Below are 25,564 nucleotides of genomic sequence, written 5' to 3' on the forward strand. Positions count from 1 at the left end.
TTTAAGTCGATTCTATCTATGCTTTAAGGTGCGTTGGGCGGTGTGTCTTGTGTTTCCGGATCAATCTCATGTGCCATGGTGGCTTTAGGCATCATTAAAGGTTCATTCAGATTACTTTCATGTAACCATTCACGCCAGATTGCAAGCAGCACAGCCAGAATCACCGGGCCAATAAACACCCCGACCAGACCAAAGCTGGCAATACCACCCAAGACTCCAAACATGATCAGCAGGAAAGGAATCTGGGTTGCGCCAGAAATCACCAGTGGACGAATGACGTTATCGGCAGTACTGACAATACAGACGCCCCAGACCATGACCCCAATGGCTTCAATGGTTTGTCCTTGTGAAAACAGCCATAACGCCACCGCACTATAGGCGAGGGGTGGGCCAAAGGGAATCAGGGCAAAAATAAAGGTCACAATGGTTAAAACCATCGGATTCGGCACACCTGCAACAAAATAGCTCAGACCTGCCAATAAGGACTGTGCAATCGCAGTCAAACCGACGCCATATACTACGGCACGTGTAGTCGCAGAAATGGTGGAAAAATAATGATGTACACGTGGACCGACCACCATTTCAAAGGCTTTACGCACCTGATTTAAAATGGTCTGACCATCACGGTAGAAGAAAAACAGCGAAAGTACCGCAAAACATAATTTAAAGATGTTTTTGCTGACTTCATTCAACACCACTTTGCCGTAATTCAGATGACCTTGAATCCAGGTCGATACCGACAGTGCAATACTCTGTGGATCAGTGTTGATTTCATTTAAGGTTCGGGTAATTTCCTTGCCCACAATCGGAAGCCCGCGAATAAAATCAGGGACATTCAGGTGACCGGAAAAAACCTGTCGCTGCAATTCAAAATACAGGTTACGACCTTCGTGCTGCAGCATGAAAATGGCGAAAATAAACGGCAGACCAAAGACCAGTATCACGGCCAAGATCATTACGGTTGCGCTTAGTGTCGGTCGATTGCCGCACAGGCGTAACACCGACTGATACAAGGGCCAAGTCATATAGGCAATAATGGCAGCCCAAACTACAGGAATGATGAAATACTTGAGTATATGAAAACTCAAAAAAATCAGGATAAAGAACAATCCAAATAATAAGACTTTTTGTAATGTAGGCGCGTACTGTTGCACTGAATTTAATGACTCATTTTTTAGGTCGTGTTCAGGCATATTAACTGAAAAAAAAGCGATCGAAAATGATAGCTAGCCAAGTAGCGAGATTATTTTCCCAAAGCTATACCACGATTCAGATGATTGACTCAAAACCACTGACTCGGATCATCAATAATGGCATTCAGTACCGGTTGCCATTGAGCCTGCAGTTCCCGGTAGATTTTCTGAGGCTTATCAAAGACGGACAGGCCTTCCATAGCCAGTCGGCTATAAGGAGCACGTTCCGAAATCCAGGCCACTGGCTGCTGGTCGATCTTGTCAAAAAACTGCTGTATGTCCTGATTGCTGGCTGCATTTGCTTTGGTGCGATTGGCCAAAAGTAAAATTTCAACCTTGCCCTTACGGATGCGTTTGATGTCCTGCAAATGTTTGAGAAAACGGCGGGTCGAATCGATATCAAAAAAAGAAGGCTGGATCGGGATGATAATCGCATGTGCTTCACTGATCAGCTGTTCGGCATGATCATCGGTCAAAGCACCTGGTGCATCAATAATCAGGTATTCGATCTGCTTCGGTGCATCACCAATGGACTTGCTATTGCGCCAGTCCAGACTTTGGATCTGTGCTGCCTGTGCCGGACGATGCTTGAGCCATTGCAAAGTTGATTTCTGGTTGTCGGCATCGGCCAATGCCACCTTATAACCCTTTTGTGCGAGTGCTGACGCCAAACTAATAGCTGTCATGGTCTTACCACAACCGCCTTTCTGATTCGCAACTAAAATTGTTTTCATGACTCAAGGTGATTTTATTCTGTTCCGGCCTAGCATATCATTCTTTTCAAGTATGCAAATGGCCGAAGTCCTCAACTTCAGTCGAATGCGATGCTATAAAAATCAGGCAAATTAGGAAGATTGAATGTCCATATGGATGGCCATGCTGATTGGCACATGTATCGGGGTGGTATTGACCACTATTATTTTAAGTCAGACGCGTAATGGACGGATCAAGGCCGAATATGAGCAATATATTGCCGAGCTGGAACTAGAGCATCAGCAGTCCCTCATTGCCGCGCAAAAACGCAGCGTGAATACCAGCCGTGCCGTTCTCAAAGGAAAAATGGCGGAACAGCTCGCGCCGATCATGCCGGAATTTCAATATCTGCCGAGTGATGCCAAGTTTTTGGGTGATCCGGTGGATTATGTGGTCTTTGATGGTTATACCGATTTTCGTGATGGCGAAGGCGACGCTGAAGATATTGAAGTGGTTTTGATTGACATTAAAAGTGGCGGAGCACGTCTGACCAAAGGCCAGCAAGCCATTGCCCGTGCGGTTCAGGAAGGGCGGGTACGTTTTGAAACCATTCGGATTGATTTTCAGGATTGACCAAAATCCAGTGAAGAATAAAAAATTATGCAAAAATTACTAATCACTGCGCTGCTGTTTATGCTTGGACTCTGGGTCTGGAATGAGTTTTTTCGTGCCATTCCGCATTTGCAAGAAAAAGGCGTACTTAAAAACTTTCAGGTAGAACCCGTTAAGCGTATTTCAGCGACCTATATTGTGCATGATCACCGTTTCGTAAAACCTGATCGTCGGGTACTGCATCAGGCCAGCCCAGTGGTTGGACATTTTAATGATCTGGCCTATCTCAGCAATATTGATGTGATATTGCTGAATCAACCGCTGCCGGCCATGCAGGCAAAATTAGAGTTTGATGAAGCAAAGCGCTGCTATCAGCTCGAAGGACAAACCAATAAAGCGGAGCGTGACTTCGTCAATACACATGTGCAGCATTTTAGTCTGATTGCTGCCACTGAAAAAATTGCCGATCAGATTCGCCGGCTAAAATCGGGGCAGAAAATCACGCTCACAGGTGATCTGGTAACAGTTCATTCAGGCACGACTAGACAAGAATTCCAGGTCGGGACGGGCTCTGAATATCGTGCTCATTGTCAGTTGCTGCAAGTAACCCACGTCCAGCAGCACTAAATACAAGAGAGTAGTGAATTAGCCTTGTGGTTTGCGAAACCGTGCTAACAACATGCGTTGGCCAATCTTCGGAATACCTTCGGCATCTACATAACTTAAAGTTTCTATTTCAAAGCCGGTTTCTAGCAAGGCGGTTTCAATATCCCGATTCAAATGACAGCCATCAGCGACTTTCTTTTGAATGGGGTTGAACAAATGTTGCAGACGCTGAATATTTAAATTTTGTCGATTCAGAACATGTTCGACCACATGTAAAGTCCCACCCGGTTGTAGCACACGATAAATTTCTTGCAGGCTCTGTTCTAGCTCTGCAATACTACAAAGTGTCCAGGTTGAAACCACATGTTGTAGGCTATTCGCTGCAAAAGGCAAAGTTTCTGCGCTGGCCTGAATATGCTCAACCGGAAACGCAGCCTGCTGAATCCGCGTTTCTGCCAGTTTGAAGATCGCCGGATTCGGTTCCAACGCATAGAGCTTGTCAACCGATTGATAAAACGGCAGATTCAGCCCGGTACCAAAACCAATTTCCAGTACTTCACCGGAAATGTCCAAAAGCAGTTCACGACGTAAGTCCATCAGGGATGGCGTTTGCATCACCTGATTCAGCAGATGCGGAAAAATATGTTGTTGATAAAGTTTATACAGCATTTGAGTTATTTTAATTTGATGGAAATACGTTCTAGCTTAACTGAAAAATAAAATGACGGGCATATATCGAGCTGACTAAATACGTGCAGTTTGTTACCAAGTTCAACTGTTTATTCATTAAAAAATCCGTAAGATCAAGGAAGATATCCTTAAAACGTTTGATCAACTTGATTAGGATTAGATTAAAAATTATGCTCAAATACTTTAAACATTATGCTTTGCTGGCCAGCCTGTTGCTGCCTATTTCGGGCTATAGCTCGGTCGACAACAATATTGCCAAAGGCTTGCCTCCCGTCGTTAAAGGCCAGTCAATTTCGGTCTTGCAGCCCTTTAAAGGCGATTTCCGTATTCTGGGTTCCAAGGTTTATAGTTCTGACCCGCAAGCCAAATTCTCTCCGATTGATTATGCCGTCAGTTGGGGGCTGTTTGCTGAACCTGAAATTGCCCGACATATCACGGTCAATCAATATGACCGCTATTTGAACTGGAAAATGGATCGAGTGCCAGTGCCGGTAGAACAAGCCAAGCAGATGGTGTCCAATATGCATATCATTCCTGCCAATCCTGAAATTGCCAAGGCAATTAAAAAGGTAAAACGTGGCGATCTGGTGCGTATGCAAGGGGAGCTGGTTGAAGTGAGGGATAAAGATCTGGTCTGGAAATCGTCTTTAACTCCGACCGATACGGGTGATGGTGCTTGTGAAGTTTTCCGCGTCAGTTCTATTAAGTGGATTGAAAAAGTCGGTAAAAGTTAAAACAGACTTCATGCACGCTTCTAAGTTGCATAAAAAAACCGCTCCTTTGAGCGGTTTTTTTATCTGCTTAGGACTTACTTCGCAGTTAAAGCCTGACCTTCAAAGGCAATTCCATCCCAGCCATTGAGCATAAACTGGCGGATATTCTGATGATCAGTCGCCTCTGGCGTCGCCAGTACAGCAGCATAATGTTCAGCAAACAGGCTTAAGGTCTGTGCTTGATCCAGACCATTTAATTGTGCAAAAGAAAAGACTTTGGCGCTGCCCTGGTTTTCTGTAACCGCATTATTCTGCTGGCCATTTTTAAATGCAGTCGGTGTATGCGTATAACGCGATTCGATATACGCAATTACATCTGCAAATTTTGCTTCGCCTGCTGCCAACTGGGCCAATAAATCCTGTGCCATGCTGTTTTTTTCCTGTACCATTTATGAAAATTCGATGCGATAAATATAGCAATTTTCTTGCGAAGTTCCATGGTATTTCATTGATTTTCGGTTCAAGATAGCAGTGAAATTTATCCATGCTCAATACGAAACTTTGGATAAAATAAACTTGATCAATAAATAGAACAGGAAAAAATATGGGCTGGCTTTGGGTGGCAATGGGTGGGGCAATCGGTGCCAGTTTGCGTTATGCAGCAGGACTTTGGCTATTTAAACCACAAATGCAATTTCCCTGGCCCACCTGGTGGATCAATATTCTGGGCTGTTTATGTGCTGGGATTTTTTTTGCCTGTAGCCAAAAGTATCCAGTACTCCAACAAGAAGCTCGTCTGTTTTTAATGGTGGGGATTCTCGGTGGCTTTACCACATTTTCCAGTTTCAGTCTGGAAAGCTTTTTGTTATTCAAGCAAGGTGCTATGAGCCTAGCGCTGTTATATGCTTTATCCAGCTTAATTGTCGGCATTATTGTTCTGGCGCTGGGCTTTTATTTAACTTCAATCGTATTGGCACAGAGTTAAAATAAGCGCATAAAAAAGTCAGGAAATTGGAGGTCATTTCCTGACATAAACCACGATTTAAATCTTAAGATAATCGAGGGTTTTCGGTTTTAACCACGTTTAAAGCGGCCAAAACGTTTGTTAAAGCTTGCTACACGTCCTTCATTACTGGTCTGACGTTGCTCACCCGTATAGAAAGGATGTGATGCACTCGAAATATCCAGTGTCACATAAGGGTATGTTTTACCTTGATATTCTTTGGTTTGGCTCGAGTTCATCGTGCTGCCAATCACGAAATAGGCATCGGCATTGGTATCATGGAATAACACTTCACGATACTCGGGATGGATATCTGAACGCATATCTAACTTCCTCAAGATTCTTGATTAAATGTTATAATGTAACATTTGATATTTCAAGTAATCTAGGGTTACAGCGTGTAAGCCTATCGTCTCAACTTAACTTCGACTCGGTACCAGTTCTTCAAATACATCACTTAAATCATCATGTACTTTGAGATGAATCAGGTTCCAGTATTGTCCTGAAATTGTCCGGTTCACCATCAAGGTATCAGGAGAGGGCTTAAATACATCCCAATATTTCAACGAAGGTTTTAGTAGCTCCATCCCATCATGATGCGCTGAGTTTTCGGCAAAATCATAGTGAGTGACCAAAGGACGCATGAGCACTTCCAGCCATTGTTCATATAATTCTTTCGGGAATTTTCCAGTCTCAGTCAAGGAATGCAGCGCATCCAGTTGTTGCTCGATCACAGGAATATTCTTCTCGCGTGCAGCATGGATCAGTTCCCTAAAATGTCCGATCACTTCAGTCGATAAGGTTTTAACGCCGCCATAATCATAAACAATCACAGAACCATCTTCACGGAAGGCAAAGTTGCCCGGATGTGGATCACAGTGAAAGCGTTTCAGATAAAAAATTTCTTGGCCAATGGCGCGGAATAGGCGGCGACCTAAAGCATTTCTGGTTTCGAGTGGCCAAGTGCTGGCAGTTTCGATACTTTCACCAAGTTCCTGGCTCAAAGTTAAAATATGCCGCGATGAATACTCATGAAACACTTTTGGAATCACAATTTTATTGTCCAGAGGCTCATGGAAGGCACGGGCGATTTCCAGATTCTGGGCTTCAATTTCATAGTTCAGCTCATTGTCCAGACTGTGCTGAATTTCTTTAAATAATTGATCTTGAAGTTTACGGTCAATCTTTAAGACGCCCATCATGCGCAGTGCCAGACGAACTTGTTTCAGGTCGCTTTCGCAGGCTTCATCCACACCAGGATATTGTACTTTGACCACAACTTGCTGGCCATTCGGTAGGGTGGCTTTATGCACCTGACCAATCGAGGCCGCGGCAAATGGCTGCTCATCAAACTGCTGGAAAAGTTGCTGTAAAGGTTTACCCAATTCTTTTTCCACTTGTGCCTGAATTTCTTTAAACGGCATCGGTGGCGCCTGACGCTGTAACTTGGCAATGGCTTTAGCGACTTCGGGCGGGAAAACATCTTTATATTGAGAGGCGATCTGGCCAACTTTCATGACTGCGCCTTTCATTTCCCCCAAGGTATCCGCAATCTGCACACCAATATCCTGAAATAATTTACTGCGCGCAGTGTTTTTCTGCTCGTCATCGGCAGTTAAATTTTTAATGGAATTGGAGAGGGTTTTACCTGCAATACTTGCGGTCATTCCGGCAAGTTTCATAAAGCGACGACCGGGTGTGCTAGCCGTTTTTGCCATGCGAGATTCCTTGAAACCAACTATGAATGGATGTATTTGATCATAGGTGACAAAGGTTCAATTGCCTAGATTTAATTGTAGAGGTTGTGTTGTGATTTCCTTCAGCTTCTCCATGTTTAATGCATCATCTTTGATTTGTTAAAAGATTTATCTTTATTGCTTGCGTTTAAACTATAAGAATATGCCGGAATCCGTCATCGTTTTAGATAAGACCGAGTACTAATTCTGAATGTTGTTTTATAGCTAAAAGCTTAGAATAAACAGAGTGTAGTAATGAAGAAAATTCAATGAAAGTCTATCGATATTTTACCGGGAAAGATGATGTACATTTTTGTGCGCGGGTGACCCGTGTCTTAAATGAAGGTTATGAGCTATATGGTTCACCCACCATGACTTTTAATGGTACGGATGTAATTGTGGGGCAGGTGGTGATTAAAGATGTAGTGGATGAATCTGAGATTCCACAAGGATTAAAAAATGCGCTGGATCTTTAATCTCAGCGCATTTTCTAGCTTAAATTAATCAAATAAAAGTGTTTAGTTGTTTAGACTTAAGCGTTTATTATTGCCATATAAACGGCCCAATAAAAGTATACAAGCTACGCTGAGGCCTACAATCAGGCCAACCCAGACACCGGCGGCGCCCATGTCGGTAAAGCGGGACAAATACACCCCGACCGGGAAGGCGATGACCCAGTAAGCCAGCATGGTAATCCACATTGGCCCCTTGGTATCCTGCATGCCGCGCAGACAACCTGCCGCACTGATCTGCCAGGCATCCATCAGCTGATAGGCAATGGCAAACAGAATCAGATACACCGCAATTTGGGTCACGATCAGATCTGAGGTGTAGAGTGCTACGATTTCATTGCGGAAAACCCAAAGCAGAATCATGGTCAGGATCGCCAGAATAGTGGCAGTAATCAGGCCGAGATATTGTACTTTACGCATGGCTTGCCAGTTCTGTTCACCATAGTAGGTGCCAACCCGAATGGTCAGGGCAATCGCCAGTGACATGGGAATCATGAACAGTTGTGAAGTGACAGAAATAGCAATCTGATGGGCAGCGACAATGGTCTCACCCAAAGGACTCAGCACAATTGCAGCAGTACTGAAAATACTGACCTCAAAAAAAATTGCCAATCCGATTGGAAAGCCAAGCTGTAAGATGCGCTTCATCCATTCCGGGTTGATTTTTTCCCAATGGGTAAAAGGCTGGGTACGTTGATAGGCCTTATTTTTAAAGATATACAACGCGAGGGTGATGACCATTAGCCACTGTAAAATCGCCGTGGCAAACCCACAGCCTGCACTGCCTAGGGCCGGAACAGGGCCAATACCATACATAAAGATATAGTTCAGCGGAACTAGCAAGACCAGCGCCAATAAACTAATCACGGTCACCGGACGCGGATTTCCAATCGCTTCTGAGTAGCCGCGTAAGGCTGCATACATGGTTACCGCAGGCATACCAAAACCAATGGCATGCAGGAATAAACCGGCTTTAGGCTGTAAGCTTTCCGGTACACCCAAGAGTGGCAAAGTGGCGGGCAGGAGTTGCAAAATCAGGCCGGCAATTACTCCAAGGATCAAGGCGACCCAAAGTGATTGACGTGCAATGGTGGCAATTTTTTCAGGTGTGCGTGCGCCGTTAGCTTCGGCAACCAAAGGCGTCGTGGCAATCATAATGCCACTAAACAGCAGCATCACCGGAATCCAGAGTCCTACTCCGACGGCAATCGCGGCAAGATCGGTAGCAGACAGGTGACCGGCCATAATGGTATCAATCAGGCCCAGACCAGCCTGAGAAAATTGGGTCACCAGAATAGGCAGCATCAGATGAAAAAGTTTTTTTAATTCAAAACCAAAGGTTGTGACTGGTGAAACATTCGACACAAAAATTACTCATCGTGATCATGTGCTTAAATAGAAGGTTTAGCGTTGTAAAGTGAGAAGCACACCAATAAAAATTACCACGCCGCCTAAAAGACGTTGCCAATTAATCGGCATTTTTTCATTACCCAATAATCCCAGATGATCGACCAGCATCGACATCATCATCTGACCAAAAATAATGAGACCGCTAAGAACCAGAAAGCCAAGTTTGGGCGCTGCATAAATGCTCATACTAATCGCATATACACCCACTATTCCCCCGAGCCATAAATACCAGGGAACACTCATCAGTTCCTGTAGACCGGGTTTGGGATTGGACTGAAAAAGTACGATTACGGCGAGCACTATTGTACCAATCAAAAAGGAAAAAAATGCAGCTTGAATAGGAGAATATAAATATTCTTTTAGTTGTGTATTAATTGCGGTCTGGAGTGTCAATAAAACACCGATTGCAAAAACCAAAGGAAGTAAAATAATAAGTTGAGAAGATATTTTCATAATTTTAACTGACTAATTCTATTTAAATTTTTAGGCATATCACACGATCAAATTTAATTTTAGCAGTGTTGCCGCCGAGTCATGTTAAAATTCGGCTATATCTTGTAATCGTTTTTGAGTAGTTCTTTGGCTGAATTGAATCCTGCTGCTGTCCCTTTGTCCTTATATATTCATATGCCTTGGTGTGTGCGCAAATGTCCTTATTGTGACTTCAATTCGCATGCGGTTCCGGATGGTCAATTATCACTGGAATTGGAACAGGAATATTTACGAGCACTGGTGGAAGACTTTAAAACTCAGGTCGATTTTGCCCAAGGCCGGCAGATTCACAGTGTCTTTATTGGTGGGGGGACGCCGTCACTGATTTCTGCCCCAGGCTATCAATGGTTATTTGATCAGCTCAAAGCCGTTATTCCCTTTGCCGAAGGCTGTGAGATTACGCTGGAAGCCAATCCCGGCACAGTCGAACATGATCCGTTTGCCGGTTATTTACAGGCCGGAATTAACCGTCTGTCGATTGGGGTGCAGAGTTTTAATACCGAGCATCTCAAGCGTTTGGGACGGATTCACAGCAATGAAGATGCGATTTCTGCCATTGGGTTAGCACGTGAAGCCGGCTTTCAGCGCATTAATGTCGACTTGATGCATGGTTTGCCTGAACAGACCTTGGATCAGGCTTTGCATGATTTAAAATTGGCCGTGGAACAGGGTGCTACACATATTTCCTGGTATCAGCTAACGATTGAGCCAAATACGGTATTTTTCCGGACTCAACCGATTTTGCCTGTCGATGAAGTATTGGAAGATATTCAGGAGCAGGGTGAGCTCTACTTAAAAGCGCAGGGTTTTATCAACTATGAAGTTTCGGCTTGGCGTAAAGAACTGCCTTCAGCACATAATCTGAATTACTGGCAGTTTGGTGATTATCTGGCAATTGGTGCCGGAGCACATGGTAAAGTCACTCAGCCGGATGGTGTATATCGGTTCCAGAAAACCCGTTTACCTAAGGACTACTTAGCCAAAGTACCTGCCGAACATGTGCAGTTTAAACGCATTGAAGATACTGACTTACCTTTTGAATTTATGATGAATGCGTTACGTTTAAATCAGGGTGTGGAAGCCAAACTCTATGCTGAACGTACCGGTTTGAGTCTAGATACTTTAGATGAGTTACTGAGTTCTTTACGTGATAGAAAATTAATGGTCGATGATCAAGATCGGCTTTCATGTACCGAGCAGGGGCATATCTTTTTAAATTCGGTGCTGGAAGAATTTCTTTAATTATTTAATTTCTCCATTATTCTAAAAGAAACCCTAATAGATTCTAAAAGAAACCCTAATAGGATTTTATTGGGGGTTTTTTATTGCCTTCAATAAAATGCCTAAAGTCTGATTGATGCTTTCTTAGAGAGAAGTTTTCTGAGAATATTCAAAGATTAAATTAAATGAATATTATAATTTCTAAAGGGTGGACAGGTGGATACATTATGGGCTTTTCAGCAGCTGGATTTAACTGATACCCGATTCTTTATTTTTGATAGCAAAAGTGATCATCTGGTTTATGAAGATCGGGACTTTCAAGAATATCATTGGGATCAAAGTAAATATAATCGGGTTAGAGAAGGAGATTTCTTTTTATATCGACGACCGCAAAAAGCTTCTGAAATTAAAAATCAATTCTATCTTTATGGTGCAGGCCGTATAGCCAAGATTATTGCACCTACTGCCATTCCTCAAAATCATCAAAAACGCCGAACCAAACCGGTCTTTGCGAAAGTGATCGATGGTATACGTTTTATAGATCCTATTCTGCAGTCCGATTTGGAAGATTTTCAATGGACTTTTAAACCACGCGGAAATACTTGGGAATATTTTTTTCAACAATATGGCATGAATGAGATCACGGCAGATGATTTTTGGCGATTACTTAAATTAGCAGGAATAGGCGAAAAACAGGATGCTTTGTTAGATACGCATTTACGTCAAGAAATCCTCGATTATAGTGTTGAAGATCAATATGCCAATGTAAAAGTTCGCGGTTCGCCACACCAGGAATTTGCTTTACAAGTTAAACTTAATTATCAATATCAATGTGCGATCTCTGGTATTAAGACCAAAGCCTTTTTAGTGGCTTCTCATATCGTACCTTGGTCTGAAAATCAGGTACATAGAAGAAATCCGCGTAATGGAATTTGTTTATCTTCTTTATTGGATCAAGCTTTCGATCAGGGATTTATCACGCTAGATAAAGGGCTTAAAGTGTGTCTTGCGAATCAAGCCAAGCAAGATGCGAGTTTATACGCCTATTTAAAACTTTGGTGGTGTTTCAAAAAGTATGCTGAAAAAAACAATATGGCTTTTGATAAAATAGAGGTATGAAAATAACGCTACAAATCAAATGTCCTACCTGTCTAAGTAACAATATAAAGAGAAATGGCATCAAAGTAGATGGGAAACAAAACCATCAATGCAAAGATTGCAAACGTCAGTTTATTGGTGATCATGCATTAAGCTATCAAGGATGTAACTCAGGTATTACCGGCAAGATATTACATTTAATGGTCAGAGGAAGCGGTGTAAGAGATATTGCTGAAGTCGAGCGTATCAGCATTGGCAAGGTATTACGAACCTTAAGTGAATCGATCTATCAGATTCAGCCTAAACAAAGCCACTACGAATGTCTTGAAGTCGATGAACTTTGGACTTTTGTAGGGAATAAGAAAAATAAACAATGGCTTATTTATGCCTACCATCGAGAATCTGGAGAAGTTGTTGCTTATGTTTGGGGTAAGCGGGATTTAGCAACGGTTCAACGTCTTAAAGCTAGACTTAAAAAGCTTGGGGTTCAATATGCTGGAATTGCGAGTGATCACTGGGATAGTTTTATCACAGCATTTCAATGTTGCAAGCAAGTGATCGGTAAGTTTTTTACCGTCGGTATTGAAGGTAACAACTGTAGAATTCGTCATCGAATCAGGCGTGGATTTAGGAGAAGTTGCAACTTTTCTAAAAAGCTCGAAAATCATTTTAAAGCCTTTGATTTGACTTTCTTTTACCTTAATAACGGATTTGTTTAACGCCAGCATACTTTTTGAAACACCACCAAAACTTTATCACGGTAAACGAATCGACGTACCAAAACGTTTTGCCCCTGATCCGGTATTTTTAGCCTGGCATAGAGCACACCGGTTTTTAGAACAACCCAATGATCTTTAAAAGCGAGCGGTATGAGAGAAATGATAGGCACAAAAAAAGCACTCTAAGAGTGCTTTTTTCAATATCTTGCTTCTAAATTATAGAGCAACGATATTTACAGCTGTCGGGCCTTTTTGACCTTGAGCTACGCTGAAAGAAACCTTTTGGCCTTCAACTAAAGTTTTGAAACCTGAACCAGTGATTTCGCTGAAATGAGCAAAAACGTCTGGACCTGATTCTTGTTGAATGAAACCGAAACCTTTAGTTTCGTTGAACCATTTTACTGTACCGTTAACTGTATTAGACATAATATAACCTATTGAATCGTATGAATTTATAGCCAAAATTTCAGATGACTAACTGTAACTTTGAAAAATAAAAAGGATGGAGCTTTTTGATCTGTAATACGAAGGTTTATGACTAAAACTGCGATACTTAAAAGAAGACTAACCAAAACAAGAATTTTTCTAGTTGGGATTATCATACCGCTTATTTTGAGATATACAAGCGTTTTATTTGGCTAATTTATTAGGATGTTGAAAAATATAAAATTAAATTTGTATATTTTCTATCCAGAAAGGTTTTTTAAGTTGAAGAAGGGCATCTACATCAATAAAAAGAGCGCCGAAGCGCCCTTTTCAAGTCAATTTACAGCTTAGTAATCGAAGCTAAAGTGTTCTGGCGCGAGTGCCGTAATGGTTTTAGACGGATTCACCATCGCTTCTGCATGACCTTGGGTACGTGGCAGGATACGTTCAAAGTAGAAATCAGCAGTTTTGATTTTTGCTTTATAGAACTCTGGTACTTCCGCACCATCGCCAGAAGCCAGTTTGGCTGAAGCGACTGCGGCTTGTTGTGCCCAGAAGTACGCCATCATCACATAACCGGAGAACATCAGGAAATCGACTGATGCAGAAGAAACGATGTCGCGGTCCTTACGTGCAGCCAGCATGATACGCACAGTTAGTGCATTCCACTGTGCACAGAGCTTGGTCAAATCCCAGGCAAAGCGGCGCATGTATTTATTGCGTGCATGCTGACCGCAGAATTTCAGGATTTCAGCAGTGTAATCACGAATCACTTTGCCTTTCGAGGTCAACAGCACTTTACGACCAATCAGATCCAGTGCCTGAACGCCTGTTGTGCCTTCATACAAGGTAGAAATACGTGAGTCACGTACGATCTGTTCCATGCCCCATTCTTTGATATAGCCGTGTCCACCGAAGACTTGCATACCGTGATTTGATGCCTCATAACCCATTTCGGTCAGGAAGCCTTTCAGGATTGGAGTATAGAACCCAAGATGGTCATCATGCTGTTCAAATGCTGCAGTATCGCCACGCAGCAAAGCATCATTCATGTTGTCGGCAATTTTTGCTGCATGATAAATCATGGCACGGCCACCTTCAGCAATGGCTTTTTGCGTCAATAGCATACGGCGGACATCAGCATGGTGAATGATCGCATCCGCTACTTTTTCCGGATCTTTTTTGCCAGACAGGGCGCGCATTGACATACGCTCTTTGGCATACGGTAAAGCACCCTGGAATGACAATTCAGCATGACAAATACCCTGAATCGCAGTACCAATACGCGCCGTGTTCATAAAGGTGAACATAGCGTGCAAGCCTTTATTCGGTTCGCCAATCAGGTAGCCAGTCGCATTGTCAAAATTCAGTACAGCCGTTGCTGAAGCGCGAATCCCCATTTTGTGTTCAATCGAACCGCAGTTCACTGGATTACGCTCGCCGATCCCGCCATCTGCAGCAGCAATAAATTTCGGTACGATAAACAAAGAAATCCCTTTGGTACCTTGCGGCGCATCTGGAAGGCGTGCCAGTACGATATGTACGATATTTTCAGTCAGGTCGTGCTCACCTGCGGAAATAAAGATTTTGGTGCCTGAAATGGCATAGCTGCCATCTTCTTTCGGCTCTGCTTTGGTCTTAACTTGACCCAAGTCAGTACCACATTGCGGCTCAGTCAGACACATGGTGCCCGCCCAAGTTCCTGCAACTAAGTGAGGCAGATACGTGTTTTTCTGCTCATCGGTACCATATTGCATGATAGTGTTGATACAACCCACACTTAAACCCGGATACATCTGGAATGACCAGTTTGCAGTCCCCATCATTTCCGATTTGATCAGGTTTAAAGACATTGGCAGGTTTTGGCCACCAAATTCTTCAGGATAAGACAGACCTTGCCAGCCACCTTGTACGAACTGGTCGTAAGCTTCTTTAAAGCCTTTCGGTGTTTTTACTTCGCCATTTTCAAAATGACAGCCTTCTTCATCACCGCTTTGATTCAACGGCGACAGTACATTTTCACAGAAATCTGCAGCGCCTTCTAAGATCATATCTACCGTGTCGGCATCGGCATATTCACCATTCGACAAATTCTGGTAGTGCGCAGGGTAGTCAAGCACTTCATTCATAAGGAAGCGAATGTCGTGTAAAGGGGCTTTATATGCTGGCATGCGTTTAATCCTGATTGAAATTAGTTTTGGATTATCTGTATCGATTCTTTGATTATTCACATTCGGGATAAAAAAACATTGATGAATTCAGTGAATAAAAATGTCAGAAAAGCTAATCGATTTTTAAGGCTAATGAATGAAATCATCGAATTTCATCATTAGGTGTTTACATTACAGGAAGATTAAAAACTTGTTATATCAATGGAATTTAGTGAGTTAAAAGGTGATTTGTCCAGTATATTTTTGTATGAATTGTGCTCGGATTCAGGTGGCAAAATAACTCATTTTAAAATGTCATTAAAACCAATCCATGGTTTTTCAGCTTATAAAAAGTAGTAGGAGGGAAGTAAAGGGTTGCAGTTGCAACCCGAACTGAACTCATTAGAGAGATAGGGGTTTTAAAGAAACTCTTTTAAATCCGGTTTGATACCATTCCAGATGTAAAAAGATTCAATTGCTTGACCGACCAGCATGCCAAAACCTTCAGATGTCGGTACACCGCGTGCCTTGGCTTGATCCAGAAAGGAAGAAGGTTTGCCATAGGCCATTTCATAGGCCCGTTTAAACTGTAGCGTTTCCGGTAAAACCAGGGCATCACCGCTGAGACTGGCAGAAGTGGCATTAATCATCAAATCAAATTCACCGGATAAAGTGTCTAGTGAAATCGCCTGTAATTCGACTTGCGGTACGGCATTCTGAAGATCAGCGACCAGTTGTTCCGCCCGTGCCAAGGTACGATTGGCGATCACGATTTTTTTCGCACCTGCCTGGGCTAGGGGATAGATTACACCACGCGTGGCACCGCCTGCACCAATAATTAAAATATCTGTATTTTCCAGTGGCCAATCTAGTGCTCGAATTGCTTCAACCAGTCCCTGACCATCGGTATTGTCGCCATGCAGCACACCATTTTCCATCCATAGCGTATTCACGGCTTTGGCAATTTTGGCTCGTTCACTCAGTACCTGACAGTGGGCAAAAGCCTGTTCTTTAAAGGGTACGGTGACATTCATGCCACTACCGCCATTGCTAAAGAACTCCTGAATGTTGGCTTCAAAGCCATCTAGTGGTGCCAGACATTTAGTGTAATTCAGGTCGATCCCGGTTTTGGCTGCAAAGGCGTGGTGCAATTCTGGAGAACGTGATTGTTCAATCGGGTTACCAATCACGGCAAATTTTTTGCTCATTTCACAATGTCCATGTGCGGAAATGGCCATCAATATACGTGAAAAAGCGCAGGGACTAAAGCCTGCGTGATTTTGAATTGCTGCTAAGTTATTAGGATTTTAGGAACTACAAATATCCATAATATGTTCCGCAAACATCAGCGCCATACTGAGAACAACCCCAAACCCAGTCAGGATACTCACCAGAATAGCGGCGCCATCCAGAATCAGGTTGTGACTCAAAATTGCGGTACTCATCGCACTGATGGCGAGAGCCAGAAAAAGCCAAAAGGCCAACACAGGTAGATTTAATTGAAGATTATGCATTGTTATTCTCACTAGACATCAAATGGAATATGATCGATGTAGCGATAGGGTGCCGCGATCAAATCAGGTATTTCTATGCAGCAGTATAGAGGATATATCTATTAAAACAGCCCTCTATTTGAGGGCCGTTTGTATCATTTCATTGCGTTGGATTTTAATTCTGTTAACCAGTTATGTGGTTTCAGGTAGTAATCTGTTAAATGTTTTTCCGGTGAGCCCTCATCCCATTCAGGGCGATATGACCATCCGGTAAGCGGGGGCAGGCTGACCAGAATCGATTCAATCCGGCCACCAGTCTGCAAGCCAAACAGGGTGCCGCGGTCATAAACCAGATTGTATTCCACGTAACGGCCGCGACGGTATAACTGGAATTCGCGTTGTGCTTCGGTATAAGGCTTATCCTGATTACGCTGGAAAATCGGCAGAATGGCTTCCAGATACCCATTGCCTACAGCCTGCATATACTGGAAACAGGTTTCAAAATCCCATTGATTCAGGTCGTCAAAAAACAAGCCGCCAACGCCACGCTGTTCATCACGATGTTTCAGATAAAAATAATCATCACACCATTGTTTATGTTCAGGATAAACCTCTTCGCCGAATGGCGCACATAGATCATGCGCCGTTTGATGCCAAGACAGTACATCTTCATCATTCGGATAAAACGGAGTCAGGTCAAAACCGCCACCAAACCACCAGATCGGATCCTGGCCTTCTTTTTCTGCGACAAATAAACGCACGTTGGCATGCGAAGTCGGTACATTCGGGTTTTTGGGATGAATCACCAGTGATACACCCATCGCTTGCGCTTTGGCACCAGCAATATTGGGATGGCGTTCAGTCGCAGAAGCAGGCAGTTTTGAAATGTTGATGTGGGAGAACATCACCCCGCCTTTTTCAATCACCGTACCATTTTGCAAAACACGTGAACGGCCGCCACCACCTTCCGGACGCTCCCAGTCATCGATGATAAATTCAGCCGTACCGCCGCCAGCACGTTCCTGCTGTTCTAGTGCCGCACAAATCCGTGCCTGCAAGTCGAGGAGAAATTCACGAACGTGTTGAATATCCGTAGATGTAGGATGCTGCATCAGAGCCTCGTAAGGAAATAAAAAAACTAACGACATCAAAGCATAAAATCAGTCAAAGATTAAGGTCTATTTGGTGATGCACTGCATCGATGTGGGCTTTGAGTTTCATGATTCATTGGTAAAATGTGGCATTAAATCCGACCAAAGGGCTAGGTTGAATTCTTTTTTCAAGCTCAGCACAATAACTCGCAAGCGCTCATTGGCTTGAGCATTTTTCGATGGTAAAGGTGGGTATCATGTCGGTACAGGTCAATTCCCTGATTCAAAAATATAATGTTCCCGGGCCACGCTATACCAGTTATCCCACTGTTCCGTATTGGGAAGAGCAGAATTTCTCGCTGGAACAATGGAAGCAAACGTTAAAAAAGTCTTTTGCGGAATCCAATCAAAACGAAGGCATTAGTCTGTATATCCATTTACCATTTTGCGAAAGCCTGTGTACCTTCTGCGGGTGTCATAAGCGTGTAACCAAACGCCATGAAGTTGAACAGCCTTATATTCAGGCTGTGCTGAAAGAATGGGATTTATATTGCGAGCTATTAGAAGAAAAGCCCATGATTAAAGAGATTCATTTGGGCGGGGGAACACCGACATTTTTTTCAATGGCGCATCTGGCTCAATTGCTTCAAGGCATTCTGGACAAAGCAGACATCGCACCTGTACATGAATTCAGTTTTGAAGGCCATCCTAATAATACTACGCGTGAGCATTTGCAAGGATTGTATGATCTTGGCTTTCGTCGGGTCAGTTATGGGGTGCAAGATTATAATGAAACCGTGCAAAAGGCGATTCACCGGATTCAGCCCTATGAAAATGTTAAACAGGTGACCGAATGGGCGCGAGAAATTGGCTATGAGTCGATTTCTCATGATCTGGTCTTTGGTCTGCCATTTCAGAGTCTGGATGATGTTTTAAATACTATTGAACAAACCAATTCGCTCTTGCCGAACCGTCTGGCTTTATATAGCTATGCACATGTGCCCTGGATTAAAGGTAATGGTCAGCGCGGTTTTAAAGATGCCGATGTGCCCAAAGATGCGATCAAACGGGAATGCTATGAAGCGGGTAAAAAGAAACTTCTGGCACATGGCTATCATGAAATCGGTATGGATCATTTTGCCTTAGAAAAAGATGCGATGTACCAGTCCTTTCAAGCGGGAACATTGCACCGCAACTTTATGGGATATACCGCCTCTAAAACCCAGGTGATGATTGGACTCGGGATTTCTTCAATCAGCGATAGCTGGTACAGCTTTGCCCAGAATGTGAAAACCATTGAAGAATATTATGAATGCCTGACGCGCAATGAAATTCCGGTATTTAAAGGACATGTCTTAAATCAGGAAGATCTGATCATTCGGCAACATATTCTAAATTTGATGTGCAGCTTTAGCACCTCATGGGAAAATTCCGAGCTACGTTTTCCTCAAATTGATGAGGTTTTGGAACAGCTTGAGGAAATGGCACAGGATGGTTTAATTCAATTTTCAGACTCGTCAGTCACGATTCTGGAGAAAGGGAAACCATTTGTACGAAATATTTGTATGGCTTTTGATTTACGTTTAAAGCGACGGATGCCGGAGAACCGGATCTTCTCGATGACGATTTAATTTTTTAATACGCCCTTTCGGTGCTGTGCTCCTCATCCTTTAGCAAAGGAGGGAGACAGACATTTATAAAGGAAGGGGGCATCTATTTAACTAGATGTTAGGCCTCCCTTTATTAAAGGGAGGTTGGAGGGATTAAGTTAAAATAAGGTAGGACAGGGTTTTAAAAATATTAAAAATCATCTTTTTTATAGAGATGTGCCATGCGTTCGTGCTTGGTCTTGAGATATTGTTCATTAAAAGGGTTTAAACCCACAGTCAAAGGCACACGATCGATCACGTTAATTCCCTGGGCTTTTAAAGCCTCAATTTTAGAAGGGTTATTGGTCACCAGGCGTACTGCTTTCACCTGTAAATGATCCAGCATGATGCTACACATATCATACTGGCGTGCATCTGCGGGCAGGTTCAGCATTAAATTGGCATCTACGGTGTCATGTCCCTGATCTTGCAGAGCATAAGCGCGAATTTTATTGGTCAGGCCAATGCCACGACCTTCCTGACGCAAATACAGAATGACTCCGCGGCCCAATTCATTGATCAGTTTTAAAGTCGCTTGCAATTGCGGGCCACAGTCGCATTTGAGCGAAGCAAAGGCATCACCGGTTAAACATTCAGAATGCACACGCACCACTACAGGCTCATCTGATATTTCTTCAAGTCCTTTGGAAAGTGCGACATGTTCTTCGCCAGTCTCAGGGTCTTGAAATACAGTAATTTTAAATTCACCGTGAGCGGTAGGTAATCTTGACGTTGCGACAAATTCGATTGGCACAGCTGAACCCGTTAAATCCTGAAATTGGCTAAAGTATAGCGTAATGATTGAACATTGGTAGAATTGCAAAGTCGAAATTCTGCAATAGATTTTCTTTTTTGTAGAAAGCGAACGATAATAGTTGATAAATAGTAAGATTATTCAGGATAATCGTAGGCTGCAATTTTTTCACCCCGACGAGATCATTGTTTAATATTGCATCGCTAGAAGCGTAGCTGAATTGAAGCTGCTACAATTCAGCTATATGATCGGGTACTCCCCATTGACCTAGCTTTAGATTTGCCAGGCTTTAGAAGGCTTTGCCATAATATGCTGTATACAGAAATCCCAACTCAACGCCCTGTAACACCGTTGCTTGATGCGATCAATCATCCTGAGCAACTGCGTGCACTCGAGCAAAGCCAGCTAGAACAAGTGGCGGATGAGTTACGTCAATTCATTTTGTATGCTGCCGGGCAAAGTGGCGGACATTTTGGTGCCAATCTCGGTGTGATTGAACTCACCGTGGCTTTACATTATTGCTTTAATACACCGCATGACCGCCTGATCTGGGATGTAGGTCATCAGGCCTATCCGCATAAAGTGTTGACTGGTCGTCGTGAACAGCTCACCACGATTCGTGCCAAAGATGGTCTGGCTGCGTTTCCGGCTCGTGAAGAATCTGAATTTGATACCTTTGGGGTAGGGCATTCTTCGACGGCGATTTCTGCTGGCCTAGGTATGGCGCTGGCACGTCGTTATCAGAACAAGCCGTGTGAAGTGGTATCGATTATTGGCGATGGCGCCATGACGGCAGGTATGGCTTTTGAAGCTTTGAATGATGCCGTGGCACACAGTGCTGATCTGATGGTGGTGCTGAACGACAATGATATGTCGATTTCTTGCAGTACCGGTGGTTTTGCCAAACATCTGGCTGCCATTTGGGAGCGCGGTGAGTTCGTTAATGTTACCGAGCAGGGTGAGGCATATGTACAGCCACATCCAGAATGGTTGTATAACTCGCGTTTGCACAGTGCAGCAACCGATGCTGCAGATAACTTATTCCAAGCCATCGGCTTTGACTATTTTGGCCCGTACGATGGTCATGATGTCAAACAGCTGGTGCATGTCTTTAATGCGCTGAAAAAGCGTAAAGGCCCACGCCTGATTCATGTCTATACTAAAAAAGGCAAAGGCTTTGCTCCGGCAGAATCCGATCAAATCAAATATCACGCGATTAGCAAAATCAATGCTGTTGCCGCCAGCAATACTGCACCGAAATATTCGGATGTATTTGGGCAATGGCTTTGCGATGAAGCGGCACAAGATGCCCGTTTGCTCGCAATCACACCTGCCATGTGCGAAGGCTCAGGCATGGTGAAATTTGCCAAAGAATATCCAGAACGTTTCTTTGATGTCGCGATTGCCGAACAGCATGCAGTTACCTTGGCTGCCGGTATGGCTTGTGAAGGCTTGAAGCCAGTGGTTGCAATTTATTCGACTTTCCTGCAACGTGGTTATGATCAACTGGTACATGACGTGGCTTTGCAGAATCTGGATGTTACTTTCGGTATTGATCGTGCCGGTCTGGTCGGTGAAGATGGCCCGACGCATGCCGGTGCTTATGACTATGCCTATATGCGTACTATCCCGAATATCGTGATCATGGCGCCGAAAGACGAAAATGAATGCCGTCAAATGCTGCATACTGCGTATTTATATCCAGGACCGGCAGCGGTACGTTATCCACGTGGCAATGGACTGGGCGTTGAGATTCAGCAAAAGATGGTTGAGATTCCAATCGGTCAGGCAGAAATCGTGGCCAGCTTTAATGGGCAGTATGATGAATATATTTCTGTACTGGCATTTGGTAGCCGGGTACAGGCTGCAGTCGACGCTGCTGAAGCATTTGCCGTGAAACATGAGATTGGCGTGCGTGTGGTTAACATGCGTTTTGTCAAACCACTGGATACTCAAATGCTCGATGATCTCGCTTTAAGCACCAGTCTGTTTGTCACGGTAGAAGAACATGCGGTGATGGGCGGTGCGGGTAGTGCCGTGAATGAATATCTGGCAGAAGCACAGATTGTCAAACCGATACTGAATTTGGGTCTGGATGATACATTTATGGCACAAGCGACTCATGCACAGATGTTACAGCAGGCGGGGCTGGATGCGCAAGGTATTGAAAAATCAATCAATCAGGCTTGGTCCAACCTAGGGCAAAGCGTCTTGTCATAATATCTTAAAAATTTTAGACACATTTTTCCCAAAAAAGCCCTGATATTTGCTAAGATATCGGGGCTTTTATGCATTATTCTTTATCAGTGTCTTCAAATTTGTAGTGGGTGTTCAATGGAACCTATGGTGGTGATGGCTGCGCGTGCGGCTCAGTTAGTTGGTCAAGAGCTTTTAAAAGCGCATCAGAATCGTCATAAACTCGATCTACAAGTCGAAGAAAAAGGAATTGATGGTCCGGTAACGCGTGTAGATCGTTATTTGGAACAGTTGACCATCGATACCCTACGTAAAAGCTATAAAAATCACAGTTTCCTTGGTGAAGAGTTTGGCTATCAGGAAGGGAAAGGTCATGACGCCGATTGGTGTTGGGTGATCGATCCGCTAGATGGTACTTTAAACTTCATTAACGGTTTCCCGCATTTCTGTATCTCTATCGCAGTTCAGCACAAAGGCATTACTCAACACGGGGTGATTTATGACCCGGTGAAAGATGAGCTATTCTCTGCCAGTCGTGGTCGTGGTGCCATGATGAACCAGCGCCGTATTCGTGTGAATGTTAAAGACAGCCTGGAAAATACCTTTATGGCTGTTGGTCACGCTTATCGTGCCAAGCGTAATGGCGAAGTTGTGTCTTATGCCAAGAACCATTTTCAAACCCTGTTAAACGTAACTGAAGCTGGCGCGCAATATCGTCGTTCAGGTTCTGCAGCATTGGATTTAGCCTATGTTGCTGCAGGTCGTTTCGATGGTTATTTCGAACTTGGTTTAAAGCCTTGGGATATCGCAGCTGGCGAATTGATCGTGAAAGAAGCAGGCGGTACTGTAGTTGATGCACGTGGTGGTAGCGACTCTATGGAAAATGGTCAAGTTTTGGCTTGTTCAATGAAAATGCTTAAGCCTTTAATGCAAGCAGTTGTTCCTGCTTGGGGCGAAGCAGCAAAATAATCGGGTTTAGATGAATCAGATCTAATATTGAGAAAAGGCGTCCTTCGGGATGCCTTTTTTATGCATGGAAATTTAAGTCGCGAGAGACTGATGCAAGATTGTTTGTCTATGCTTGAATACTGGAAATATCAGGTGAATTGGCGAAAAGTAACTTTTTATACCGACTGTTACATTTTTTATTGTATTTTAAGTATTAGAAATATATAGATAAATTATGAAAGAGGAAAATTAGTTTTAAAACTTAATGACATTGTGGAATATTCTGCTATAATTCCGCCACGCACTTAATTTCTGTTCTTTACCTGAACACTATCTTCTAATCATTGTATGCGCGTGCTGTCCATAGAGAGGACATATCCTTCGCGCCCCAATCGCTTAAGCGATTCCTTCAGGTTTGCGGCCGTAATCATGCGTGCGTTATATCCACATCGTCGTTACTCGGATCGCTGCTGAATCCTAATATTTTCAGCATTATTTGCTGTGCCGCTTTTTGCCGATGTCCATAATTGTTATTTATTAAATGGAGCACCCACTTCAGGGTGAATACTCTCTATGAGCAAAACTTTTGCTGATTTTTCCCTCGACGAATCTCTAACCCAGGCTCTCGACGCTTTAGGCTTTACTACTCCTACTCCTGTACAAGAACAAGCGATTCCAGCTGCGCTTGAAGGCAAAGACCTTCTTGTGTCAAGCCAAACAGGTTCTGGTAAAACTGCTGCATTCTTACTGCCTACGTTAAATGCGTTGGCAAACCAAGATACATTAGTACCGTTTAAAGACCGTATGAAAGCGGTTACTCAACCAAATATTTTGGTGATTTCACCAACGCGTGAATTGGCACAACAGGTATGTCAAGACGCGATTGCATTTGTACGTCACATGAAAGGCGTGCGTATTGCGGCAATCATGGGCGGTATGCCTTTTGGTAAGCAAATTCAACAGTTAAAAGGCGCGCAAGTTGTTGTTGCAACTCCAGGTCGTTTACTTGACTTGGTGAATCGTCGTCAAATCAAATTGGATAAAGTTGACGCATTAATCGTCGATGAAGCTGACCGTATGCTTGACCTGGGTTTCTCTGAAGACTTAGAAGCAATTGGTGAGTTGGCTGCAAACCGCAAACAAACTCTTATGTTCTCTGCGACTTTTGCACCACGTATCATTACACTTGCAGAACGCATGATGAATGATCCAATGCGTATTTCGATCGAAACTGGTCACTCTACAAATACTGATATTACTCAGACTTTGCATTGGACTGACGGTTTCGAGCACAAGAAAAAACTTCTTACTCACTGGTTGAGCGAAGAAGACGTTGATCAAGCAGTTGTATTTGCGTCAACTCAAGAAGACACAGATATGTTGGCTGAAGAACTTGCTGAAGCAGGTCTATCAGTTGTAGCGCTTCACGGTGCTATGCCACAAACTGTTCGTAACCGTCGTTTACGCAGCATCCGTGAAGGTCGTGCGAAGATCTTGGTTGCAACTGACGTTGCAGCGCGTGGTCTTGACGTACCAACTATTTCACACGTAATTAACTTCGGTCTTCCAATGAAGAATGAAGACTATGTACACCGTATCGGTCGTACAGGTCGTGCGGGTCGTACTGGTAAAGCCATTACTTTGGCGACTTACCGTGAACGCGGTAAAATCCGTGCTTTAGAAGACTTCCTTGATGCGCGTCTAAACGTATCTGAAATTGAAGGTCTTGAGCCATCTCCACCTCCTGCACGTGGTAGCCGTGATGGCGCTGGTCGCGGTCGTGGCCGTGATGGCGGTCGTCGTGATGGCGGTCGTGGTGGTTTCGGTGGTGGTCGTCGTTTTGAAGGCGAAAGCAACTTCAAACGTCGTGAAGGCGGTGATGATCGTCCACGTCGTAGCTTCGATGACAAACCTCGTGGCGAACGTCCAGCATTTGGCGAAGATCGTCCACGTCGTGACTTTGGTGATCGTCCAGCTCCACGTCGTGAAGGCGGTTTCGGTGATCGTCCACAACGTTCGTTTGATGACCGTCCAAAGCGTGACTTCGGTGATCGTCCAGCTCCACGTCGTGAAGGTGGTTATGGTGATCGTCCACAACGTTCGTTTGATGACCGTCCAAAGCGTGACTTCGGTGATCGTCCAGCTCCACGTCGTGAAGG

General features: G+C 43.7%; 26 protein-coding genes. 12 read left to right on the forward strand and 14 right to left on the reverse strand.

Annotation, left to right across the window (positions count from 1 at the left end):
* Window positions 1-23: 23 nt before the first annotated feature.
* Both PV763_RS04810 and PV763_RS04815 read right to left on the reverse strand, forming a co-directional pair.
* Window positions 24-1,154 carry an AI-2E family transporter gene (locus PV763_RS04810; protein WP_004281568.1) on the reverse strand — a complete coding sequence of 377 codons (1,131 nt, stop codon included), beginning with the start codon at window positions 1,152-1,154 and terminating at the stop codon, window positions 24-26.
* Window positions 1,155-1,282: 128 nt separating this feature from the next.
* Window positions 1,283-1,927: a ParA family protein gene (locus PV763_RS04815; protein ID WP_004281566.1), complete on the reverse strand. Its 645-nt coding sequence runs from the start codon at window positions 1,925-1,927 to the stop codon at window positions 1,283-1,285.
* Between the two features lie 124 nt (window positions 1,928-2,051).
* Between PV763_RS04815 and PV763_RS04820 the strand changes: the two genes are divergently transcribed.
* Entirely contained in the window at window positions 2,052-2,519 is a 468-nt protein-coding gene (locus tag PV763_RS04820) for a Holliday junction resolvase-like protein (RefSeq protein ID WP_148335026.1), read from the forward strand.
* A gap of 27 nt (window positions 2,520-2,546) precedes the next feature.
* Window positions 2,547-3,125 (forward strand): hypothetical protein, encoded by a 579-nt coding sequence (locus tag PV763_RS04825; protein WP_004281563.1) that lies wholly within the window; start codon window positions 2,547-2,549, stop codon window positions 3,123-3,125.
* An 18-nt stretch (window positions 3,126-3,143) separates the two neighbouring features.
* Here the strand turns inward: PV763_RS04825 and PV763_RS04830 are convergent, their stop codons facing one another.
* Window positions 3,144-3,773: a class I SAM-dependent methyltransferase gene (locus tag PV763_RS04830; RefSeq protein ID WP_420937447.1), complete on the reverse strand. Its 630-nt coding sequence runs from the start codon at window positions 3,771-3,773 to the stop codon at window positions 3,144-3,146.
* Window positions 3,774-3,964: 191 nt separating this feature from the next.
* On the opposite strand from PV763_RS04830, the gene PV763_RS04835 reads away from it, so the two are divergent.
* A complete protein-coding gene (locus PV763_RS04835) occupies window positions 3,965-4,528 on the forward strand; it encodes a hypothetical protein (protein WP_314137563.1) in 564 nt (187 codons plus the stop codon).
* 74 nt (window positions 4,529-4,602) lie between these two features.
* On the opposite strand, the gene PV763_RS04840 is transcribed toward PV763_RS04835, so the two are convergent.
* Entirely contained in the window at window positions 4,603-4,935 is a 333-nt protein-coding gene (locus PV763_RS04840) for a HopJ type III effector protein (protein ID WP_420937448.1), read from the reverse strand.
* A gap of 176 nt (window positions 4,936-5,111) precedes the next feature.
* On the opposite strand from PV763_RS04840, the gene crcB reads away from it, so the two are divergent.
* The gene (crcB, locus tag PV763_RS04845; protein ID WP_420937449.1) at window positions 5,112-5,492 is read left to right on the forward strand and encodes a fluoride efflux transporter CrcB; all 381 of its coding nucleotides are present in this window, start codon (window positions 5,112-5,114) and stop codon (window positions 5,490-5,492) included.
* 89 nt (window positions 5,493-5,581) lie between these two features.
* Here crcB and PV763_RS04850 read toward each other — a convergent pair whose 3' ends face one another.
* Both PV763_RS04850 and PV763_RS04855 read right to left on the reverse strand, forming a co-directional pair.
* The gene (locus PV763_RS04850) at window positions 5,582-5,833 is read right to left on the reverse strand and encodes a type B 50S ribosomal protein L31 (protein WP_004732342.1); all 252 of its coding nucleotides are present in this window, start codon (window positions 5,831-5,833) and stop codon (window positions 5,582-5,584) included.
* A gap of 96 nt (window positions 5,834-5,929) precedes the next feature.
* Entirely contained in the window at window positions 5,930-7,228 is a 1,299-nt protein-coding gene (locus PV763_RS04855; protein ID WP_153566888.1) for an ABC1 kinase family protein, read from the reverse strand.
* A gap of 287 nt (window positions 7,229-7,515) precedes the next feature.
* Between PV763_RS04855 and PV763_RS04860 the strand changes: the two genes are divergently transcribed.
* Complete coding sequence (locus PV763_RS04860) at window positions 7,516-7,722, forward strand: DUF1737 domain-containing protein (protein WP_071850912.1); 207 nt, start codon at window positions 7,516-7,518, stop codon at window positions 7,720-7,722.
* 42 nt (window positions 7,723-7,764) lie between these two features.
* On the opposite strand, the gene PV763_RS04865 is transcribed toward PV763_RS04860, so the two are convergent.
* On the reverse strand, window positions 7,765-9,123 hold the full coding sequence (locus PV763_RS04865) for an MATE family efflux transporter (RefSeq protein WP_085064902.1): 1,359 nt from the start codon (window positions 9,121-9,123) through the stop codon (window positions 7,765-7,767).
* Window positions 9,124-9,162: 39 nt separating this feature from the next.
* Window positions 9,163-9,621, reverse strand: coding sequence for a DMT family transporter (locus tag PV763_RS04870; protein WP_005101244.1), 459 nt, complete (start codon window positions 9,619-9,621; stop codon window positions 9,163-9,165).
* A gap of 126 nt (window positions 9,622-9,747) precedes the next feature.
* Here PV763_RS04870 and hemW point away from each other — a divergent pair, with 126 nt between their 5' ends.
* The 3 genes from hemW to PV763_RS04885 all read left to right on the forward strand — a co-directional run bounded on the left by hemW (window position 9,748) and on the right by PV763_RS04885 (window position 12,698).
* Entirely contained in the window at window positions 9,748-10,902 is a 1,155-nt protein-coding gene (gene hemW, locus PV763_RS04875; protein ID WP_004281546.1) for a radical SAM family heme chaperone HemW, read from the forward strand.
* A 195-nt stretch (window positions 10,903-11,097) separates the two neighbouring features.
* Window positions 11,098-12,000, forward strand: coding sequence for an HNH endonuclease (locus PV763_RS04880; protein WP_420937450.1), 903 nt, complete (start codon window positions 11,098-11,100; stop codon window positions 11,998-12,000).
* Window positions 11,997-12,698, forward strand: a complete 702-nt coding sequence (locus PV763_RS04885; protein ID WP_005263793.1) for an IS1 family transposase — start codon at window positions 11,997-11,999, stop codon at window positions 12,696-12,698. The genes PV763_RS04880 and PV763_RS04885 overlap by 4 nt, the downstream gene beginning before the upstream one ends.
* Before the next feature lie 216 nt (window positions 12,699-12,914).
* On the opposite strand, the gene PV763_RS04890 is transcribed toward PV763_RS04885, so the two are convergent.
* The 5 genes from PV763_RS04890 to hemF form a co-directional block, all read right to left on the reverse strand.
* Window positions 12,915-13,124 carry a cold-shock protein gene (locus PV763_RS04890; protein ID WP_004281542.1) on the reverse strand — a complete coding sequence of 70 codons (210 nt, stop codon included), beginning with the start codon at window positions 13,122-13,124 and terminating at the stop codon, window positions 12,915-12,917.
* Window positions 13,125-13,471: 347 nt separating this feature from the next.
* On the reverse strand, window positions 13,472-15,295 hold the full coding sequence (locus PV763_RS04895; protein WP_420937451.1) for an acyl-CoA dehydrogenase C-terminal domain-containing protein: 1,824 nt from the start codon (window positions 15,293-15,295) through the stop codon (window positions 13,472-13,474).
* A 398-nt stretch (window positions 15,296-15,693) separates the two neighbouring features.
* A complete protein-coding gene (gene aroE, locus PV763_RS04900) occupies window positions 15,694-16,482 on the reverse strand; it encodes a shikimate dehydrogenase (protein ID WP_420937452.1) in 789 nt (262 codons plus the stop codon).
* A gap of 99 nt (window positions 16,483-16,581) precedes the next feature.
* Window positions 16,582-16,788, reverse strand: coding sequence for a hypothetical protein (locus PV763_RS04905; RefSeq protein WP_004281539.1), 207 nt, complete (start codon window positions 16,786-16,788; stop codon window positions 16,582-16,584).
* A 134-nt stretch (window positions 16,789-16,922) separates the two neighbouring features.
* The gene (hemF, locus tag PV763_RS04910) at window positions 16,923-17,879 is read right to left on the reverse strand and encodes an oxygen-dependent coproporphyrinogen oxidase (RefSeq protein WP_420937453.1); all 957 of its coding nucleotides are present in this window, start codon (window positions 17,877-17,879) and stop codon (window positions 16,923-16,925) included.
* 236 nt (window positions 17,880-18,115) lie between these two features.
* Here hemF and hemN point away from each other — a divergent pair, with 236 nt between their 5' ends.
* Complete coding sequence (gene hemN / locus PV763_RS04915; RefSeq protein ID WP_420937457.1) at window positions 18,116-19,489, forward strand: oxygen-independent coproporphyrinogen III oxidase; 1,374 nt, start codon at window positions 18,116-18,118, stop codon at window positions 19,487-19,489.
* 169 nt (window positions 19,490-19,658) lie between these two features.
* On the opposite strand, the gene ribA is transcribed toward hemN, so the two are convergent.
* Window positions 19,659-20,261 carry a GTP cyclohydrolase II gene (gene ribA / locus PV763_RS04920; protein WP_004281536.1) on the reverse strand — a complete coding sequence of 201 codons (603 nt, stop codon included), beginning with the start codon at window positions 20,259-20,261 and terminating at the stop codon, window positions 19,659-19,661.
* Between the two features lie 309 nt (window positions 20,262-20,570).
* On the opposite strand from ribA, the gene dxs reads away from it, so the two are divergent.
* From dxs to PV763_RS04935, 3 genes are all read left to right on the forward strand, one after another.
* Window positions 20,571-22,481 carry a 1-deoxy-D-xylulose-5-phosphate synthase gene (gene dxs / locus PV763_RS04925; protein ID WP_420937454.1) on the forward strand — a complete coding sequence of 637 codons (1,911 nt, stop codon included), beginning with the start codon at window positions 20,571-20,573 and terminating at the stop codon, window positions 22,479-22,481.
* Window positions 22,482-22,595: 114 nt separating this feature from the next.
* Window positions 22,596-23,426 (forward strand): inositol monophosphatase family protein, encoded by an 831-nt coding sequence (locus PV763_RS04930; protein WP_004281534.1) that lies wholly within the window; start codon window positions 22,596-22,598, stop codon window positions 23,424-23,426.
* 552 nt (window positions 23,427-23,978) lie between these two features.
* The coding region (locus PV763_RS04935; RefSeq protein WP_420937455.1) for a DEAD/DEAH box helicase at window positions 23,979-25,564 on the forward strand (1,586 nt) is incomplete at its 3' end.

The organism is Acinetobacter sp. AS5 (assembly GCF_048957595.1).
Classification (GTDB): Bacteria; Pseudomonadota; Gammaproteobacteria; order Pseudomonadales; family Moraxellaceae; genus Acinetobacter.

What these genes read in the sequence shown, in the direction of transcription:
- PV763_RS04855 (WP_153566888.1), bottom strand. Translation starts at nt 7,228, where the DNA reads ATGGCAAAAACGGCTAGCACACCCGGTCGTCGCTTTATGAAACTTGCC.
- PV763_RS04825 (WP_004281563.1), top strand. Translation starts at nt 2,547, where the DNA reads ATGCAAAAATTACTAATCACTGCGCTGCTGTTTATGCTTGGACTCTGG.
- crcB (WP_420937449.1), top strand. Translation starts at nt 5,112, where the DNA reads ATGGGCTGGCTTTGGGTGGCAATGGGTGGGGCAATCGGTGCCAGTTTG.
- PV763_RS04885 (WP_005263793.1), top strand. Translation starts at nt 11,997, where the DNA reads ATGAAAATAACGCTACAAATCAAATGTCCTACCTGTCTAAGTAACAAT.
- PV763_RS04835 (WP_314137563.1), top strand. Translation starts at nt 3,965, where the DNA reads ATGCTCAAATACTTTAAACATTATGCTTTGCTGGCCAGCCTGTTGCTG.
- PV763_RS04815 (WP_004281566.1), bottom strand. Translation starts at nt 1,927, where the DNA reads ATGAAAACAATTTTAGTTGCGAATCAGAAAGGCGGTTGTGGTAAGACC.
- PV763_RS04820 (WP_148335026.1), top strand. Translation starts at nt 2,052, where the DNA reads ATGTCCATATGGATGGCCATGCTGATTGGCACATGTATCGGGGTGGTA.
- PV763_RS04870 (WP_005101244.1), bottom strand. Translation starts at nt 9,621, where the DNA reads ATGAAAATATCTTCTCAACTTATTATTTTACTTCCTTTGGTTTTTGCA.
- PV763_RS04860 (WP_071850912.1), top strand. Translation starts at nt 7,516, where the DNA reads ATGAAAGTCTATCGATATTTTACCGGGAAAGATGATGTACATTTTTGT.
- aroE (WP_420937452.1), bottom strand. Translation starts at nt 16,482, where the DNA reads ATGAGCAAAAAATTTGCCGTGATTGGTAACCCGATTGAACAATCACGT.
- PV763_RS04830 (WP_420937447.1), bottom strand. Translation starts at nt 3,773, where the DNA reads ATGCTGTATAAACTTTATCAACAACATATTTTTCCGCATCTGCTGAAT.
- PV763_RS04840 (WP_420937448.1), bottom strand. Translation starts at nt 4,935, where the DNA reads ATGGCACAGGATTTATTGGCCCAGTTGGCAGCAGGCGAAGCAAAATTT.
- PV763_RS04850 (WP_004732342.1), bottom strand. Translation starts at nt 5,833, where the DNA reads ATGCGTTCAGATATCCATCCCGAGTATCGTGAAGTGTTATTCCATGAT.
- hemF (WP_420937453.1), bottom strand. Translation starts at nt 17,879, where the DNA reads ATGCAGCATCCTACATCTACGGATATTCAACACGTTCGTGAATTTCTC.
- dxs (WP_420937454.1), top strand. Translation starts at nt 20,571, where the DNA reads ATGCTGTATACAGAAATCCCAACTCAACGCCCTGTAACACCGTTGCTT.
- PV763_RS04905 (WP_004281539.1), bottom strand. Translation starts at nt 16,788, where the DNA reads ATGCATAATCTTCAATTAAATCTACCTGTGTTGGCCTTTTGGCTTTTT.
- PV763_RS04930 (WP_004281534.1), top strand. Translation starts at nt 22,596, where the DNA reads ATGGAACCTATGGTGGTGATGGCTGCGCGTGCGGCTCAGTTAGTTGGT.
- PV763_RS04890 (WP_004281542.1), bottom strand. Translation starts at nt 13,124, where the DNA reads ATGTCTAATACAGTTAACGGTACAGTAAAATGGTTCAACGAAACTAAA.
- hemN (WP_420937457.1), top strand. Translation starts at nt 18,116, where the DNA reads ATGTCGGTACAGGTCAATTCCCTGATTCAAAAATATAATGTTCCCGGG.
- PV763_RS04895 (WP_420937451.1), bottom strand. Translation starts at nt 15,295, where the DNA reads ATGCCAGCATATAAAGCCCCTTTACACGACATTCGCTTCCTTATGAAT.